General features: G+C 67.8%; 19 protein-coding genes and 1 pseudogene. 9 read left to right on the top strand and 11 right to left on the bottom strand.

All coding sequences use genetic code 11. From position 1 onward, the window contains the following. The 5 genes and pseudogenes from ACYQ77_RS44590 to ACYQ77_RS44570 form a co-directional block, all read right to left on the bottom strand. Positions 1-554: pseudogene (locus ACYQ77_RS44590) on the bottom strand (cell division protein FtsK); the annotation flags it as partial. Then, entirely contained in the window at positions 551-1,336 is a 786-nt protein-coding gene (locus tag ACYQ77_RS44585; protein WP_459723591.1) for a hypothetical protein, read from the bottom strand. The pseudogene ACYQ77_RS44590 and the gene ACYQ77_RS44585, both read right to left, overlap by 4 nt. Next, the gene (locus ACYQ77_RS44580; protein WP_459723589.1) at positions 1,333-1,656 is read right to left on the bottom strand and encodes a hypothetical protein; all 324 of its coding nucleotides are present in this window, start codon (positions 1,654-1,656) and stop codon (positions 1,333-1,335) included. Before ACYQ77_RS44580 ends, ACYQ77_RS44585 begins: the two co-directional genes overlap by 4 nt. Further along, complete coding sequence (locus ACYQ77_RS44575; protein ID WP_459723587.1) at positions 1,653-2,033, bottom strand: WhiB family transcriptional regulator; 381 nt, start codon at positions 2,031-2,033, stop codon at positions 1,653-1,655. The genes ACYQ77_RS44580 and ACYQ77_RS44575 overlap by 4 nt, the downstream gene beginning before the upstream one ends. Next, positions 2,033-2,311: a helix-turn-helix domain-containing protein gene (locus tag ACYQ77_RS44570; RefSeq protein WP_459723585.1), complete on the bottom strand. Its 279-nt coding sequence runs from the start codon at positions 2,309-2,311 to the stop codon at positions 2,033-2,035. The genes ACYQ77_RS44575 and ACYQ77_RS44570 overlap by 1 nt, the downstream gene beginning before the upstream one ends. A 166-nt stretch (positions 2,312-2,477) precedes the next feature. Between ACYQ77_RS44570 and ACYQ77_RS44565 the strand changes: the two genes are divergently transcribed. The 3 genes from ACYQ77_RS44565 (at position 2,478) to ACYQ77_RS44555 (ending at position 4,139) form a co-directional block, all read left to right on the top strand. Next, positions 2,478-2,939 (top strand): transcriptional regulator, encoded by a 462-nt coding sequence (locus ACYQ77_RS44565; protein ID WP_459723583.1) that lies wholly within the window; start codon positions 2,478-2,480, stop codon positions 2,937-2,939. 194 nt (positions 2,940-3,133) lie between these two features. Next, positions 3,134-3,730, top strand: coding sequence for an NUDIX hydrolase (locus ACYQ77_RS44560; protein ID WP_459723582.1), 597 nt, complete (start codon positions 3,134-3,136; stop codon positions 3,728-3,730). Beyond that, positions 3,723-4,139: an NUDIX hydrolase gene (locus ACYQ77_RS44555; protein WP_459723580.1), complete on the top strand. Its 417-nt coding sequence runs from the start codon at positions 3,723-3,725 to the stop codon at positions 4,137-4,139. Before ACYQ77_RS44560 ends, ACYQ77_RS44555 begins: the two co-directional genes overlap by 8 nt. A 344-nt stretch (positions 4,140-4,483) precedes the next feature. Here the strand turns inward: ACYQ77_RS44555 and ACYQ77_RS44550 are convergent, their stop codons facing one another. The 3 genes from ACYQ77_RS44550 to ACYQ77_RS44540 form a co-directional block, all read right to left on the bottom strand. Next, positions 4,484-4,993, bottom strand: a complete 510-nt coding sequence (locus ACYQ77_RS44550; protein WP_459723578.1) for a nucleoside-diphosphate kinase — start codon at positions 4,991-4,993, stop codon at positions 4,484-4,486. Positions 4,994-5,117: 124 nt separating this feature from the next. Then, on the bottom strand, positions 5,118-6,431 hold the full coding sequence (locus ACYQ77_RS44545; RefSeq protein ID WP_459723577.1) for a hypothetical protein: 1,314 nt from the start codon (positions 6,429-6,431) through the stop codon (positions 5,118-5,120). Positions 6,432-6,939: 508 nt separating this feature from the next. After that, positions 6,940-7,194, bottom strand: a complete 255-nt coding sequence (locus ACYQ77_RS44540; protein WP_459723595.1) for a MerR family DNA-binding protein — start codon at positions 7,192-7,194, stop codon at positions 6,940-6,942. A gap of 38 nt (positions 7,195-7,232) precedes the next feature. Between ACYQ77_RS44540 and ACYQ77_RS44535 the strand changes: the two genes are divergently transcribed. From ACYQ77_RS44535 to ACYQ77_RS44525, 3 genes are all read left to right on the top strand, one after another. Further along, positions 7,233-7,955 (top strand): siderophore-interacting protein, encoded by a 723-nt coding sequence (locus ACYQ77_RS44535; RefSeq protein WP_459723575.1) that lies wholly within the window; start codon positions 7,233-7,235, stop codon positions 7,953-7,955. 27 nt (positions 7,956-7,982) lie between these two features. Then, complete coding sequence (locus ACYQ77_RS44530) at positions 7,983-8,741, top strand: APH(3'') family aminoglycoside O-phosphotransferase (RefSeq protein WP_459723593.1); 759 nt, start codon at positions 7,983-7,985, stop codon at positions 8,739-8,741. Positions 8,742-8,957: 216 nt separating this feature from the next. After that, positions 8,958-10,433 carry a GMC oxidoreductase gene (locus ACYQ77_RS44525; RefSeq protein ID WP_459723574.1) on the top strand — a complete coding sequence of 492 codons (1,476 nt, stop codon included), beginning with the start codon at positions 8,958-8,960 and terminating at the stop codon, positions 10,431-10,433. On the opposite strand, the gene ACYQ77_RS44520 is transcribed toward ACYQ77_RS44525, so the two are convergent. The 3 genes from ACYQ77_RS44520 to ACYQ77_RS44510 all read right to left on the bottom strand — a co-directional run bounded on the left by ACYQ77_RS44520 (position 10,414) and on the right by ACYQ77_RS44510 (position 12,666). Then, on the bottom strand, positions 10,414-10,905 hold the full coding sequence (locus ACYQ77_RS44520) for a carboxymuconolactone decarboxylase family protein (protein WP_459723573.1): 492 nt from the start codon (positions 10,903-10,905) through the stop codon (positions 10,414-10,416). The genes ACYQ77_RS44525 and ACYQ77_RS44520 overlap by 20 nt on opposite strands. Positions 10,906-10,909: 4 nt before the next feature. After that, the gene (locus ACYQ77_RS44515) at positions 10,910-11,977 is read right to left on the bottom strand and encodes an NAD(P)H-dependent amine dehydrogenase family protein (protein ID WP_459723571.1); all 1,068 of its coding nucleotides are present in this window, start codon (positions 11,975-11,977) and stop codon (positions 10,910-10,912) included. Positions 11,978-12,426: 449 nt separating this feature from the next. Continuing rightward, complete coding sequence (locus tag ACYQ77_RS44510; protein WP_459723570.1) at positions 12,427-12,666, bottom strand: hypothetical protein; 240 nt, start codon at positions 12,664-12,666, stop codon at positions 12,427-12,429. A 56-nt stretch (positions 12,667-12,722) separates the two neighbouring features. On the opposite strand from ACYQ77_RS44510, the gene ACYQ77_RS44505 reads away from it, so the two are divergent. From ACYQ77_RS44505 to bla, 3 genes are all read left to right on the top strand, one after another. After that, positions 12,723-13,577 carry a LysR family transcriptional regulator gene (locus ACYQ77_RS44505; RefSeq protein ID WP_459723568.1) on the top strand — a complete coding sequence of 285 codons (855 nt, stop codon included), beginning with the start codon at positions 12,723-12,725 and terminating at the stop codon, positions 13,575-13,577. Next, a complete protein-coding gene (locus tag ACYQ77_RS44500) occupies positions 13,564-14,460 on the top strand; it encodes a serine hydrolase (RefSeq protein WP_459723567.1) in 897 nt (298 codons plus the stop codon). Before ACYQ77_RS44505 ends, ACYQ77_RS44500 begins: the two co-directional genes overlap by 14 nt. Before the next feature lie 121 nt (positions 14,461-14,581). Beyond that, the gene (gene bla / locus ACYQ77_RS44495; protein ID WP_459723566.1) at positions 14,582-15,502 is read left to right on the top strand and encodes a class A beta-lactamase; all 921 of its coding nucleotides are present in this window, start codon (positions 14,582-14,584) and stop codon (positions 15,500-15,502) included. Positions 15,503-15,579: the final 77 nt, after the last annotated feature.

The raw sequence follows: 15,579 nt of genomic DNA, 5'->3' as shown, positions 1-15,579 counted from the left end.
CCTGCCAGCACGGCCTTACGGCCCGGCGACCCGTCCCGGCGACGGCCCAGGACGGCCAGAGCGAGCGACACCAGGGCGGCCGCGGACCACAATCCGCGGGCACCGTAGAGCAGCTCCACCAGCGCCAACGCAACCATCGTCGCGACGGTGACAGCGCCGGTCACCTTCCAGCGGAACAGCGTGAGTGCACGGATCTCGGTGAACTTGTCCGCCAGCTTCTCCGACGACTCGGCGGCCTCGCGGTAGTCCCGCACGGTCACCCACCGACGCCACCACCGAACAGCCGCCACCAGCCCGCGCACCACCGCCCGCAGGTACCGCCACGGCGACCGCGCCACCGCCGCTACCGCGTCCTTGGCTGCCTGCCGCGCCTGGCCCCGGTCCTTCAACCACACCGGCACACGCGGCGACCGCAGCCACCACGAGGCGAAGCGGCCAAGGCGCGGCTGGGAGTAGAACGGCTGCGACTCGTCGACCAGCTCCGCGTCATACACCGGCCCGACGTCCACGAGATCGCGGGACTCGGCGGGCACGGGCATCGAGTCCTCGTTCATGAACGCACCTCCTCCGCGAGCGCAGCGGCCACACGCGAGGACAGACCACGCGAGCAGCTCGTGACCTCGCGGACCCACGCAGGCGTCACCACGACGCCGGGCGTCCACGCGCGACGTGCGTCGGCGAGGTAGTCCGCGAAGGACCGCCGTGTCGTTCGTGGACGTTCATGAACGACCGGCCCGGCCCGGTGAACGGCCTCCGTGAACGCGGCGTTCACGGCCTCGGTGAGTTTGTCGCGCAGGTCGGTCACGGCCTCGGCGGCGACGAACACCACCAGGGGCGGTACCGAGTGCAGCACGATCCCGGACAGTGATCCGGCCGCGAAGGAGGCCCATGTGTTCATCACGTAGGTGGCGGCGAGCGTGAACCACTTCGCCCGCCGTACCCACGGCCCCGTTTGGACCTGGTAGCGGGCGGTGACCTGCTCGGCGCGCAGGATTGCCAGCAACACGATCGACACCGTGGGGTCGAGCAGCCAGGCGGCCAGCCATGGCAGCGACCACGCGGCAGCTCCGGCAGCGGCGAAGGTCTGGACGTTGGTCATGGTGAACGCCAGCCCGCACACGATCCCGGCCCAGCACAGCCGGTCCACCTGCGACCGGACCCGCTCGACGCGGAGCGCGATCACGTCCGGGTCGGTTTGGTAGGCGCGCAGCTCGGCGGCCTCGGCCGCGTCCTGCGCGAGCCGCTGCGCACGGGTCAAAGGGATGTGCCGGGCGTCCTGGGGACCGGCGGGTGGCCGCCCGGCAGCGGCCACCCCTCCCCTCCTGTCCTGGGTCATCGCCGGTCCCTCCGACTGTCCACCGTGGTCACGGTGAGCGCGCGGGTGAGCGCGTAGGAGGAGAAAAGCGCCGGGAACCCCAGGACCGCGAGCAGCAGCCACGGGTTACCGGGATGCGTGATCACCACCCACTGCACCGCCACAATCAACCCAGCGGTGAACAACACCCGCCCGGCCAGCGACAGCAACCGCGCACCACTCCGCGCGGCATCGCGGGCGGCCTTGGCTCGGCGCACACTCGCCCGCCACACCCACAGGAAGACGAGCAGCACACCCACACCGGCGAGAACCTGCGTGGGGGTCACGCTGATGGCGTTCAAGGCCACTCACCTCCCTCCAGGTCGCCGTCGGTATCGAGGGGCTCGGCGCGTTCGCCGCGCTGCCGCCAGTACGGGTAGAGCGCCCGACGATCACGCTCGTTCAGAGCGCCCCACACACCGGTGGTCTCCTCGCCAGCCATGCGCAACTCAAGTTCCAGACACTCGTCCTGAACCGGACACTGCGCGCACAGCCGGGATGCGAACTCACGATCGACAGCGTCGACCCGGATCAGCTCCGGAATTTGCCTACTTGTCAAAGCGGCCACACAGTTACCGCTTCGTTGCACAATCTCGCCGAGCACGTCACGGGGCACCCACCGCAGGCGGTCCAGCCGCCACGCGATGCCCACGAACCGCGACCGGTCATCGGAGGTCATCACCACGCACCTCCGCGAAGACGCTCAACCTCTCGGGTGGTGCGCCGCTCGGCGGCCATCTGGGCCACGTCGATGCAACCGCCGGACTCGGCGGCCTGGGCGATGAGCTTGTTCAGCGCCGCAGCCGGTACGACGTACCGCGAGCGGAGCTTGACGACCGGGAACGCGTCGTCCCTGATCGCCCGGTAGAGGGTTGCTCGGTCCACGCGAAGAATCCGCGCGGCTTCTCGGACGGTGTAGAACGCTGGCACGTCCGCGCCAGCCATGTCTGTGGTCATTGGAATGGTCCCAACTGCTCGAAAGTCTGACTTCAATCAAAAATCAGGGATGATTTCATCCCGATGAAGCACGAATGGGTCGAAATCGCACGGGATTGTGTGGTGGAACCAGCCCGCGAAATCAGGACCGCGATACGCTCGGCTGAGGCGGAGCGCGGAGGAATGGGTGACGGAAGATTGGGCTGCGGTCGCGAGAGCGATCAATCAGCGCTCGGCTGAGCTGGGCTTTCGGCAGCGCGACCTGATCGAGCGGTCGCGGGTGTCCAAGGCGGTGGTCGGCGAGATCATGCGCAACGTGGTCCAGCGTCGTCGGAACACGCGCACTCTGGAAGCCCTGTCCCTTGCGCTCGACTGGCATCCCCAGCACTTGACCGCGGTCCTGCATGGACGCGTCCCGCCGAGCGTTGGCGAGCCGATCTACCGCTTCGACGACGAGGACATCCCTGCCCGTCTGGCAGCGATCGAACACCAGCTCCGGGCGATCAACGACCGACTCGATGAGATCGCGTCCATCAACGACCGGCTCGACGACATGCGGTCGATCAGCCGTCGGTTGGAGGAGCTGAACGCCAACGTCGCGGCCGTGGTCCGAGACCGGCGTTCGGGCCGCGAGCGGACCTCTCGGTGAGGCGTGGAGATGGTTGTTTCGCATGCCCCCAAGTCAACGGCGAAAGCCGCGCACAACCCATGCATGACCAGCGCAGAAGCACTGCAAAACCACTGCAAAAGCAGTGCACATAGCGGCGACTGGGGCGGCTGATCATGGAGTCGGCGAGTCCGTGGACCGGTCGGCGCGCATGCGCGCTACAGGCTGCGCTGCGGATGAGCAACGACGGGTTCGCCAGCCACCTCGGGGTGGCGCAGCGCACCGTTGCCGCGTGGCACCAGAAGCCGGCCCTCGTGCCGAGGCCGGAGATCCAGCAGGCGCTGGACACTGCACTGGAGCAGGCGCCGGACGGCGCGAAGCGACGCTTCGCTCAGATCGCGGGTGGAGACAGCCACCCACCGACGCCGAGCGACGCGCAGGCGTTCCGCGTGGCCATCGCGGTGGTCGTCAACGAGTCGGACGTGCTGATCGTCTGCCGTCGCGGCGAGGACGGGGGAGGGATCTCATGGCAATTCCCGGCCGGAGTTGTGAAACCCGGAGTTTCCCCGGAAACGGTCGCTGTGCGAGAAACACTTGGTGAGACCGGGGTCCATTGCGCGGTCGTGCGTTCGCTGGGAAGTCGGCTTCACCCGATAACGAACGTGATGTGCGAATACCTGCTGTGCGAATATCTCACCGGCAACGCCGAAAACGTCGATGTTGTCGAGAATGTTAGCGTCACCTGGGTAGATCGACGGGACCTGACTCGCTTCATCCCCGCTGACCGGATCTTCCCGCCCGTACTGGAAGCGTTGGAGGTAGCAAGTGACTGAGCCGACTCCTGACAGTCCGCGCCCGCCGATCGCGGCCGCGGTCATCGTCAAGGGCGGGCGCGTGCTGCTCGTCCGACGCCGGGTGAAGGAAGGCACCCTGTCTTGGCAGTTCCCGGCGGGTGAGGTCGAGGCGGGGGAGTCAGCAGGTGAGGCGGCCGTACGCGAGGCCCAGGAGGAGACGGGCCTGACGGTCGCCGAGGCGAAGGTGCTCGGCGAGCGAGTGCACCCGGCGACCGGCCGGACCATGGTCTACGTGGCCTGCGACGTCGTGAGCGGCGAGGCCACAGTGGTCGACGACGAAGAGTTGGTCGAACTCGCGTGGGCTGAGCACGGCCAGCTCGCCGAGTACGTGCCGTACGGGTTCTTCGAGCCGGTGCAGCAGTACCTGGACGGCGTGCTGAACGGGTGACGCCTCTACACGCGTAGCAGGTCGGCGAGCCGTGCGCGGACCACGTCTGCATGCAGCAGCGCGGGCAGCTCGACGCCACCGACCGACAGGCGAGTGCTGCTCACTTGCGCCAGAGTGTCCGACGGCAACGCGTCGAGTAGTTCAATCGACCGAAGTGCCCACTTGCGTGCAGTCTCGCATGGAGACTGCACGCAGTCGACGTACTCAGTCCGGTATCGCCAGGCTAAGGCGTAGGCCGTTTCGGCCGCGGTGCGCCGGTCCGTAAGGATCTCCTGGTGGAAGGCTCTTTCGAGGTCTGCCACCGACTCGCATTGTTCCGCGCCAGAAGTCAACCCGTGCTCCACTCAGTAGGCGTACTTCTCCGCCAGTGTCTCGTACTCGTAGAGTTCCGACGAGTCGAACCACAACCTGACCTCGTACTTTGCTTCTTCCGAGTTACCGGACGCGTGAACGAGGTTCATCACGGCCTTGCCGCTGGCCTCCGAAGACGCCCTGGTCTGGTGTGCGAAGTCGCCTCGCACGGTGCCAGGAGCGGCCTGATCGGGATAGGTGCTTCCGATGATCTTCCGAACCTTTGCTACGGCGTCAACGCCTTCAAGCGCAAGTGCGATGACTGGCCCTATCTGCATGAAGCTGGCGGTGGTGTTGTAGATCTCTGCGCCGAGTCGATCCTCAAGATCGAAGTAGTGTTTCCGAGTGAACTCTGGGTCGAGTTGCTTCATTCTGACACCAACGATCTTCAATGCGGCATCTTCGAACCGGGCTGTGATGCGTCCTACTAGTCCGCGGGCCACAGCATCCGGTTTCAGCAGGACAAGCGTTCGCTCGGTGTCAAGTTCTTGTAGCTGAGTCATAGTCATTCCCTCCGCTAGACGACAAGGGCGGATCGTACCCCCTAGGTTCCTTGCTCGTCTGGTGGCGCATTACATCGCCATTGTGTAGACTTGAAATTTTGCTTCTATGGCGACATATACCATGCTAAATGTCTCCTGTCAGATTCTTCTCATGTCCTGCTTCGTCTAGTCTGAATTCATTAAATATCTCTGGGTTGGCGCGAATAACTCTCTTGATTAGCGTGTAATTACGCGAGAATAGAACGTCGACCATCGTGAACTCGTCGCCCAGAGCTTTCCTGAGTGCTTCTCGGGTGGAGTCAGGAGTCCCGACTAGTGCCTCTTTTAACACTTGGTAATTTGGATATTGTGGCCACTCTGAATTTGAAGCCTCCGCGCGAGCTGATTCCTCATTTCCTGCTAGAACCATCACAGTCCACTGTGCGATGTCCCATTCGGTTACGCGCTGCTGGCTATCAAATGAGATGTGAGGTCTCATTGAATAGGCGATTTGCACAAGATCGCGGTCGGCAAGCGCTAATTGCATATTAGCCACGCTTATGGCAAGGCGTGTTAGCGTTTCGTCTCGGTTGATCGCGTCGGTTTGATGCGCAATGAACCCGAATAATAGTTGAGCAGCCACTTGAACCGCATGATATGCAGCCGCGCGTACCTCCTTGCCGCTCAGCCTTGTCTCTGCTTCCCGTTCTTGCATCCGCATACCAAGCCGCGACGCTTTGGCGGCAAGTTTGGCATCGGCAGCACCTCCAGCATGAATAATGCTATTCCTGCGCGCATGCAACCAGCATAGGTTGCGCCAGTTCTCTGGCCACTCTGAAAACCGCTTATGCAATGTTATGCCGCAATGTGTTGCTAATAGTGGAAGCCATTCTTCCATGGCGGAGTACGTTACTTCGCGAGCTTTCTCCTGAGCGAACCTTCGGATTAGAATCTTGATGCTGTCGGAACTTACGGCGAGGCTTAGTGGGATCGATTTTCCTCCAGGAACCGCCTCTGGCCGAAGGGTAAAAAAACTTTGAAATAATTGTGTGGCGAACAGTTCAAACGCGCATATAATGCCAATTGCGGCGGCGTCGACATGGAACCTATCTGCTGTTGACCACGATCCCTCGTCTATAATTTCGTTAAATATAATCTCCACAGCCGCTCTTGTCTGCGGATCCGCAATTTCGGATAAATCGATGGTTCGCCAGACTTGCTGTTTCTTTCTTGCGAAATCCGCCATCTCCGTATAGATATTGCCGATCCTCTCGGTGTATTCCCCTAATATGTTGCGCTGTTCGGGGGTGAGATATTCGAGGATCTCTATGTATCTTTGCATAAAAGCGGTCTCGCTTATTGAGGGTTCTGTTGGTACTGCGGAAAGAGCGAACTCGACTGACGCGATGAAGCGTCGAAATGACGACATGGGTGCGGTGGCTATCGTTTCCTCAATCATCCTGACAGGGTAGCTCTTGTGGTTGGATGCGATCCAATGCATATTGAGTCTTTGGAGACGATCGCAAGCCTATAAACTTGCCGCGAAGTGGGGTGGGCAAAGTAGGAGGCTTGCGCACGTGAAGGGGACGCGCGAGTTGCGGTCATCGTCGGGAGGGGAAGCCTTGGGTGCGGGGATGGGTGCGAACCGTGGTCGATTCGCACCTACGGTCGCACCCGCTGTGCAACTCTAAGGTGGATCTGACCAGGTAGATGGCGTATGCCACGTGGGTGGCATCCCTCATAATCCCTTGGCCGTGGGTTCGAGCCCCACCCGCCCCACGCTCGGCCTGTTCGGCGCGGTGCGCCTTCCCGGTCTCCTTTGTTCGTTGTGGGGGGCGACCCCCCACACCCCCACGGTGCGGTCGGTTGCTGACCCAGCGCGGGTCCGGTTGGGGGAGTCGGGCGGTGTGCCGAAGGTCGCTTCCTGCGCGGCCACCACGTGCTCGGCCGACCGGGGAGCCGTCCGGTCAGGCGTTCGGGATGCGGGACGCGATTCGGTTGATCGCAGTCGGGCAGTCCGGGAACGGGGTCGGGCAGGCCAGGGCGTGCTCGATGAGTTCCTTGGCCCGCTGCGCCTGACGGATGCGCTGCTCCAGCACCGCCACGTGCTCGCGCAGCAGGTCCGTGTGGTCCATCGGGTTGCTCGTCGACAGGATCTCGCGCAGCTGGCGCAAGCCCAGGCCCGCCTCCTTGCCGATCAGGATCATCGCCACGCGGGGCAGGTCGGCCTCGGTGTAGCGGCGCTGACCGTTCGCATCGCGTGCCGGCGACAGCAGCCCGGGTGCTGGACCGGTTCTTCGTGCACGGCACCGTGGACGTGGTCGACGACCTCACCCCGCGGACGCGGCGGATCCGGATCGTCGGCGACGCGCTGCGCGGCCTTGACTGGACACCCGGGCAGCACGTCCGGGTGCTGGTCGGCGACCTGCGGTCCGCCCAGAACTGGCTCCACGGCCTGCGCGACACCCTCCGCACCTACTCGGTCTGGGACCACGACCCGGCAGGCCGCCTCGAACTGTGCGTCCTCGACCACGACGGGGACGGACCCGGCGTGCGCTGGGCACGCGCGGTCCGCGTCGGGCACCGCGTCGCGTTCACCCGGCCGGAAGGGCGGCTCGTCCTCGCCGACCGCGCGCCGTACCACGTCTTCGTCGGCGACGAGACCGCTGCCGTGGCCTTCGGGGCCATGCTCCGCGCGTTGCCCGGTTCCGCCCGTGTCCACGGGATCGTCGAAGTCGACGGCCCCGAGGACCACCTGCCGCTGTCACGTGCCGTCGTCTGGGTCCACCGGACCGCCGGCTCCTCGGTGACCGACGCGGTGCGGGCCCTCGAACTGCCCGACGAACCGGGGGTCGCCTATGTCGCAGGGGAAGCGCGTGCGTGCCAGGCCGTGCGCCGTCACCTCGTGCGGGAGCGTGGCTGGTCGCGGAAGGAGGTCGTCGTCAAGGCCTTCTGGGCGCCTGGCAAACGGGGCCTCGACTAGTGTGGTGATCACAGGGGAGGGGGACGCATCAGCACGGCAGGGTGGGAGCCCGTCGCCGGCGGGGAGTCGGGGGACCTCGTCTTCCGCAGCGCGGACGGGACGCGGTACGCCAAGCGGGGACGGCGGGAACTCCTCGAACAGGAACGGGACCGGGTCCGGTGGCTCAGCGACCAGGGCATTCCGGGGCCCGTCGTCCTCGACTGGGACGTCGACGGAGCCGACGGCCGGCTGGTGACCAGCGCCGTCCGCGGGGTACCGGCCGACGCGGTGCCGGCGCCGGACCTGCGTCGCGCGTGGCCGTCCATCGCCGAGGCCGTGCGCGCGTTGCACGCGCTGCCCGCCGGTGACTGCCCTTTCCGCCGTGACCTGGCGCGGATGTTCGCGCGCGCGCAGGACGTGGTCGCGCGAGGCGCGGTGAACCCGGAGTTCCTGCCCGTCGAGCAACAGGGGACGCCGCCCACCGAGTTGCTCGCGCGGCTCGCCGCGGACGTCGACCGGTGGCTCGCACGCGAGGATCTCGTTGTCTGCCACGGTGATCTCTGCCTGCCGAACATCGTCCTCGACCCCGGCACGTTCGCGTTCGCCGGGTTCGTCGACCTCGGGCGGCTCGGGCTCGCGGACCGGTACGCCGACATCTCCTTGCTGCTGACCAACGCCCGGGAGACGTGGCGGGACGAGGACGAGGTCCGCGCCGCGGACGACGCCTTCGCGGCGCGCTACGGGATCGCGCTGGACGCGGACCGGCAGCGGTTCTACCTCCACCTCGACCCGCTCACGTGGGGATAAGTTACCCGCCAGTATGTAGTGACTTGACCTTCCTCGTTACGTATAACAGGTTCTAATCCCTGCGCATGTGAGGAAGCTCACCGCATGACGACAATGGCGTCTGACAACGTATCCCCGCGTGTTTCCCGTCGACTGTTCCTCGCTGGAACTGGTTCTATTCTCGCCACCGCTGCCCTCGCCGGGCGGGCCGCCGCCGCGATCGGGGACGGGGCACACGTGCCCGTCCTCGTCATCGGCACCGGCTACGGCGGCGCGGTGACCGCGCTGCGGCTCGCCCAGGCCGGTGTGGACGTCCACATGCTCGAGATGGGCATGGCGTGGGACACCCCCGGCAGCGACGGCAAGGTCTTCGCCAACACCAAGACCCCCGACTACCGGTCCTACTGGCTGCGCACCAGGACCAAGCAGCCTCTCAGCAACTTCCTCGGCTTCCCGCTCGACAAGGACGTGCCGCGCTACACGGGCATCCTCGACGCGGAGGAGTTCGGCGGCATCATCGTCTACCAGGGACGTGGTGTCGGCGGCGGTTCGCTCGTCAACGGCGGCATGGCCGTCACCCCGAAGCGGGAGAACTTCGGCGCGGTCCTGCCGTCGGTCGACCCGGCCGAGATGTACGACGTGTACTACCCGAGGGCCAACGCGGAACTGGGCGTCAACCACGTCGACCCGGCGTGGTGGGAGACCGTCGACTGCTACCAGTACGCGCGCGTCGGCCGCAAACACGCGCAGCGGTCCGGGTTCGCGTTCACGCTCGTGCCCAACGTGTACGACATGAACTACATGAAGCAGGAGGCCGCGGGCACCGCGACGAAGTCGGCCGTGGACGGGGAGATCCTGTACGGCAACAACCACGGCAAGAAGTCGCTGCCCAAGACGTACCTCGCGAAGGCACGTGCGACCGGGCGCGTGCAGATCACGCCGTTGCACCGCGTCACGTCCGTCACGCGGGCGGGTGACCGCTACGCCGTCGTCGCCGAGCAACTGGACACGAGCGGCAACGTCACCGCCACCAAGACGGTCACCGCGGACCGTGTGTTCTTCGCGGCGGGCAGCGTCGGCACCAGCAAGCTGCTCACGAAGCTGAAGGCCACCGGCGCGCTGCCGAACCTGAACGGCGAGATCGGCAAGGGCTGGGGCGACAACGGCAACGTCATGTGCGGCCGCGCCAACCACCTGTGGGACCCGACCGGCACGGTGCAGACGTCCATCCCGACCGCGGGCATCGACAACTGGGCGACGGGCGGCGCGTTCGCGGAGGTTGCGCCGCTGCCCACGGGGATCGAGACGTGGGCGTCGTTCTACCTGTCCATCACGAAGAACCCGAACCGCGCGCAGTTCACGTGGAACCCGTCCGCGAACCGGGTGGACCTCAACTGGCTGACGGCGTGGAAGCAGCCGTCGATCGACATGGCGAAGACCATCTTCGACAAGATCAACGCCAAGGAGGGGACGATCTACCGCACCGACCTGTTCGGCACGTACAAGATCTGGGGCGACCACCTCACCTACCACCCGCTGGGCGGCGCGGTGCTGAACAAGGCGACCGACAACCACGGCCGCCTGCACGGGTACCCCGGTCTCTACGTGATGGACGGCGCGCTGATCCCCGGCAACACGAGCGTGAACCCGTTCGTCACGATCACCGCGCTGGCGGAACGCAACATCGAGCGGATCATCGCTGAGGACCTGTGACCGGCAGGACGCACCGGGTGTCCAGACCCAGCACCCGGTTCAGCCTGCCGAACGCGAGCCACGAGCCGATGCTCATGGACAGCTCGACGATCTCGTTCTGGGTGTAGTGCGCGGTCATCCGCGACCAGAACTCGTCGTCGATGCCGTGGTGGTCGGTGGCGTACCGCTCGGCGTACTCGGCGGCCAGCCTCGTGCGGTCGTCGAAGGCGTCGGTGGTGCGCCACTGCGCCACCGCGTCCGCGAACTCGGGTTCGACCTTCTGGCCGTCGCGTTCGGTGCGCCAGTCCTGGCAGAACAGGCACCCGTTGAGCTGCGCGATCCGCAGGCGCGCTGCCTCGAACTCCCGCAACCCGAGCGTGCTGTGGGAGTACACGGCGAGCGAGAAGTTCGCGGCGGCGGTGCCGATGCCGGGCACCATCTCGCCCCACACGTACGCGATCGGGTCCTTGCCGTCGGGGATGTCGACGTGCATGTGGTCACTTCCTCTCCAGGCGGCCGGGCCGCAACGGGACGTCGAGGGCGTCGTAGAGCCCGGGTTCGGCGTCGACGAGCCAGTCGATCGCGTTGACCAGGCGTCCGACCGCGGTCGCGTTGCCGCCCGCGGATCGGTTCTCGCCCTCGTCGGTGGCCTCGACGGTGACCTCGATCCGCGGCCTGCCCTCGATGACGACGCGGTGCGCACCGGCCCCGCTCGGCGGCTGCGGCCAGTCCGGCGCGCACGACGGGTGGATGCGCGTCACGTGCTCGATCACGATCCGCGGCGCGCCGTCGACGATGCCCTGGACCTCGAAACGCACCGCGCCCTGAGTGCCCTCGGCGAACTCGCCCATGGTCCGCGTCGTGACGGTCTGCTCGAGCGGACGCCGGTCCATGGTCTCGCGGAGCTCGTCGAGTTCGATGCCGAGTGCGCGGGCCATGAGCCGGATCTGGCCGCCCCACACCATGGTGGGCACCATGGGCAGCAGCATCGGGGGTTCATAGTCCATCGGCTGCCCCATGCCGACGAGGTAGCGCACGGAGTCGGGCTGCTCGTAGGTCGAGTAGTCGAAGATCTCCTGACAGCGGACGACGTCGATGCGCGTGCCCAGCCCGGAGATGAGGAGCGGCAGGACGTCGTTGCCCCAGCCGGGGTCGACCCCGGAGACGAAGAGGGAGCCACCGCCGTCGCGGATCGCATCTAGAACGGGTTCTCGTAATTCCCGCGGTGCGTTGCGCTGGTCGTAGAGCGGGTACAGCGAGGGCGTGACGACCACCGCGCCGGCCCGGACGGCCCGGAGGATGTCGGCGAACGCGTCGTCGAAGCGGACGTCCCCGGACGCGGCGTAGACCACGGCACGCGGGCCGGCCGCGAGGACCGCGTCGATGTCGTTGGTGGCAGGGGTTCCGGTCTCGTGGCCGAGGTCGGCGAGGAGCCCCGCGTCCCGGCCGACCTTGGCCTCGTCATGCACGATGACGGAGGTCAGCTTCAACGCCGGGTGGGCGTCGACCGCACGTATCGCGGCACGGCCTACGTTGCCCGTGCCCCACACCACCGTGGCAATCATGCTGTCGAGGCTAGCTGAAACGTGTTTCAGTTCATAGCGCCTGGATGTGTGGACCCGTGCCCGGTGGTCGTGAAGGACCCTCACAGGGGGGATCCGGTCGACGCGAGCCGCCGACGCGCTGAACCGCGATGTCGCACCGCGGAAACCGCGAAACCGCCGGTACCCAAGCCCCACCCGAACCCGGGGGCCACCCGCCTTGCCAGTCTACCAGTGGGGGGCGACAATTCCGGGTCGCAGCCGGGGACTGTGGATAACCGGCCCACCTGTGGACAACTGCCCCTTCGCGGGCCGTCGTCGTCGGTGGCTTGCCGTAGGCTGGAAATCGGGGGCCGGCGGCCGCCCTCAACGCTCCGGCACTCGGTCGACGACGTGCGCGAGCGTTCCCGTGTACGTCGTGCCCAGGTCGGTGATCACGCCCAACCAGTGGCCGGGGCCGTCCTTCGTGCGGCTCAGCCAGTTCTCCGGCAGCAGAACCCGGTCGCCGACCGCCAGTGGTGGGCTGCCGCGCCACCGGTAGGCGTACCTGCCACCGACACCACCTGCTCGCCGTCCACTTCGAACACGCGCCCCGGGCCGTGACCGGCGGCCGCGGCGTGCATGCCGCACGCCTCCTCCGCCTCGCTGAGCCGCACCCGGCAGGGCGCGCCCGCGCGAGTGGGACGTCCGCACGTGCGCTCGTCGTCGCTCACGCGGTGGATCCTGCCACGCCCCGAAAACTGTCGGTGCCCCCTGCTTTGATGACCCCGTGGATCTGCTTCGACATCTCCGCTTCTTCGTGGCCGTCGCTGAGGAGGGGCACTTCCGGCACGCCGCCGACCGGCTCGGGATGACGCAACCGCCGCTGTCCCAGGGGATCCGGCGGCTCGAGGACCGGCTCGGCGTCACCCTGCTCACCCGCACCGCGCGCGGCGTGGGCCTGACGTCCGCCGGGGCGGAGCTGTTACCTCGTGCCACGGCCCTGCTCGCCGACGCGGCGCGCTTCACCGAGGACGCGCAGCGGCACCGGGACGCGCGCACCGAACTGCGGATCGGCGTGGTGCCGCAGGTGCCGGCATGGCACGTCGCGGCGGTCGTCGACGCGGTGCGGCGTGCCGGGGCGCGGGCCGCGGCCACCGTGGCGTCCACTGTGGAGCTCGTCGCGGCGGTGGTCGCCGGGCAGCTGGACTGTGCCGTGGTGCACCACCCCGCCCTGGTGCACCCGCTGGCGTGCGGCGCCGTCGTCAAGCTGCCCGCCGACTTCCTCGTGCCCGCGGGCAGAACGGTCCAGCGGTTCGCGCACCTGCGGGACCTCGCGCTCGCCACCGCGCCGCGCAGCCACAACACGGCCGCCTGCGACCTGCTCGTCGATTCCTTACGCGCCAAGGGGATCGACCCCGTGCTGGTGACCGCGCCGACGGACCGGGACGTCGTCGCGGCCGTCGCCTCGGGCACCGCGTTCGGGCTCACCGCCGACCCCGGGTTGCGTGCACCCGGGGTCGAACGGGTCGCGCTCGGCGGTGACGACTTCTTCCTGCGGGTGCGGCTGGTGTGGCGCACCGAACCCGGGTTGCGGGCCGTTGTCGAGACCGCGCTGTCCGAGGAGCACCATGCCGTCCGTTGAGGAACGCATCCGCGACACGCTCCGGCACGCGGGCGCCACCGGCTGGGTGCACGCCGTGCCGATCGCCGGCTCGCCGGGCCGCGAGGTGGCCGTCGGCGCGGACGAGCTGGTCGTCATGGCGTCGGTGTACAAGCTGCCGTTGCTCGTCGGGCTGTGCGCGCGGTTCGCGGCCGGGACGCTCGACCCCACCGCCACCGTGCGCGTGCACCCCGCGTCCGGTTCGCCGGGGCCGACCGGGATCGCGGCGTTCCTGGACCCGGTCACGTTGTCGTGGCGGGACCTCGCGGCGTCGATGATCGCGGTGTCGGACAACGCGGCCGCCGACGTGATCCTCGGCGAGGTCGGCCTCGACGCCGTGCGCGCGGTGCTGACCGACTGCGGGCTGTCCGCGACCAAGGTGGTCGGCGGGCAGGCCGACGTCGAGGCCGCGCTCGTGCGTGACACCGGCGCCGCGTCGGCGGCCGAGGCGTTCGCGCTGCTCCAGGACAACGACGCCGCGCTCACCGTCAGCGCCTACGACCCCGCGTTCGCGAGCGCCACGACGGCCCGGGAGATGACGCGGCTGCTCGCGGCGATCTGGTCGGACGCCGTCGTGGAGCCGGCATGGTGCGCGTTCATGCGGCGGCTGCTCGGGTTGCAGGTGTGGCCGCACCGGGTGCGGGCCGGGTTCCCGTACGCGGGCGTGGTGGTCGCGGGGAAGACGGGCACGATCGGCGCGATCCGGAACGAGGTGGCGGTCGTCACGTTCCCGGGGGAGACGCCGATCGCGGTCGCGGTGTTCACGTTCGCGGCGCGGGCGGACGGGTTCCTGCCCGCGGTGGACGCGGCGATCGGAGAGTGCGCGCGGCTCGCGGTGACCGAGTTGCGGTCCGGGAGGTGGTGAGTTCTCAGGGCTTTGACCTGCGGTGATTCCAAAAGAATATCGGCTGTCGGCGGGTCTTCTATTGGCGCGCGGCGCGCGGGGTGTGCTTCCTTCGTGGTGATCCACAGCGGAAGGGGCACACATGGGGAACAGACGGCAAGCCGTGCTCGCGGGCCTGCTCGGCGTGGCGCTGGTGACGGGGTGCTCGGCCGCGCCCACCGCGCCCACCGAGGCCGCGGCGCCACCGCCGTCGACGACCTCGTCGGCGAGCACGGTGGCCGACCCGGCGCCGTTGCGCGACGTGGAGGAGCGCTACGGCATCCGGCTCGGCGTGTACGCCGTGAACGTCCACACCGGACGGACGTTGTCCTACCGGCAGGACGAGCCGTTCCCGGTGATGTCGACGTTCAAGACGTACGCGGCGGCCGCGCTGCTGCGGCTGCACCCGCTCGAGGAGGACTTCTTCGGCACCGTCGTGCGGTACACCGAGGACGACCTGGTGGTGAACTCGCCGGTGACGAGCGAGCGGGTGGCGACCGGGATGACCGTCGCCGAGCTGTGCGAGGCGGCGATCACGCGGTCGGACAACACGGCTGCGAACCTGCTGCTGCGCCTGCTCGGCGGCCCGGAGGCGATCACCGCGTTCGCTCGGGACATCAAGGACACGCGGACGCGGCTCGACCGCTGGGAGCCCGAGCTGAACACGGCCGTCCCCGGCGACCACCGCGACACGACGACCCCGGCGGCCATCGGCGAGGGCTACCGGTCGCTCGTGCTGGGCGACGTGCTTGGGGAGCCCGAGCGTGCGCGGCTGAAGAACTGGCTGCTGGCGAACAAGACCGGCGGCGAGCGCATCCGCGCGGGCCTGCCCGCGGACTGGACGACCGCGGACAAGACGGGCAGCGGTGCCTTCGGCTCGGCCAACGACGTCGCGATCACCTGGACCCCCGACGGCACCCCGGTCGTCATCGCGGTCCTGACCACCAAGGAGGTGGCGGACGCGGAGTACGACAACGCGGCCCTGGCCGCCGCGGCCGCCGTGGCGGCGGACGCGCTGGCGTGAGCGACGGCGGGGCCGGGCGAGCGGTCGTCGACCGCGTCGTGTGGCCCGCGGACGAGACACGTGCGCGGCCGCGGCGA

It is taken from the genome of Actinophytocola sp. KF-1, from assembly GCF_054661535.1.
This window is presented reverse-complemented; position numbering and strand designations above follow the sequence as displayed.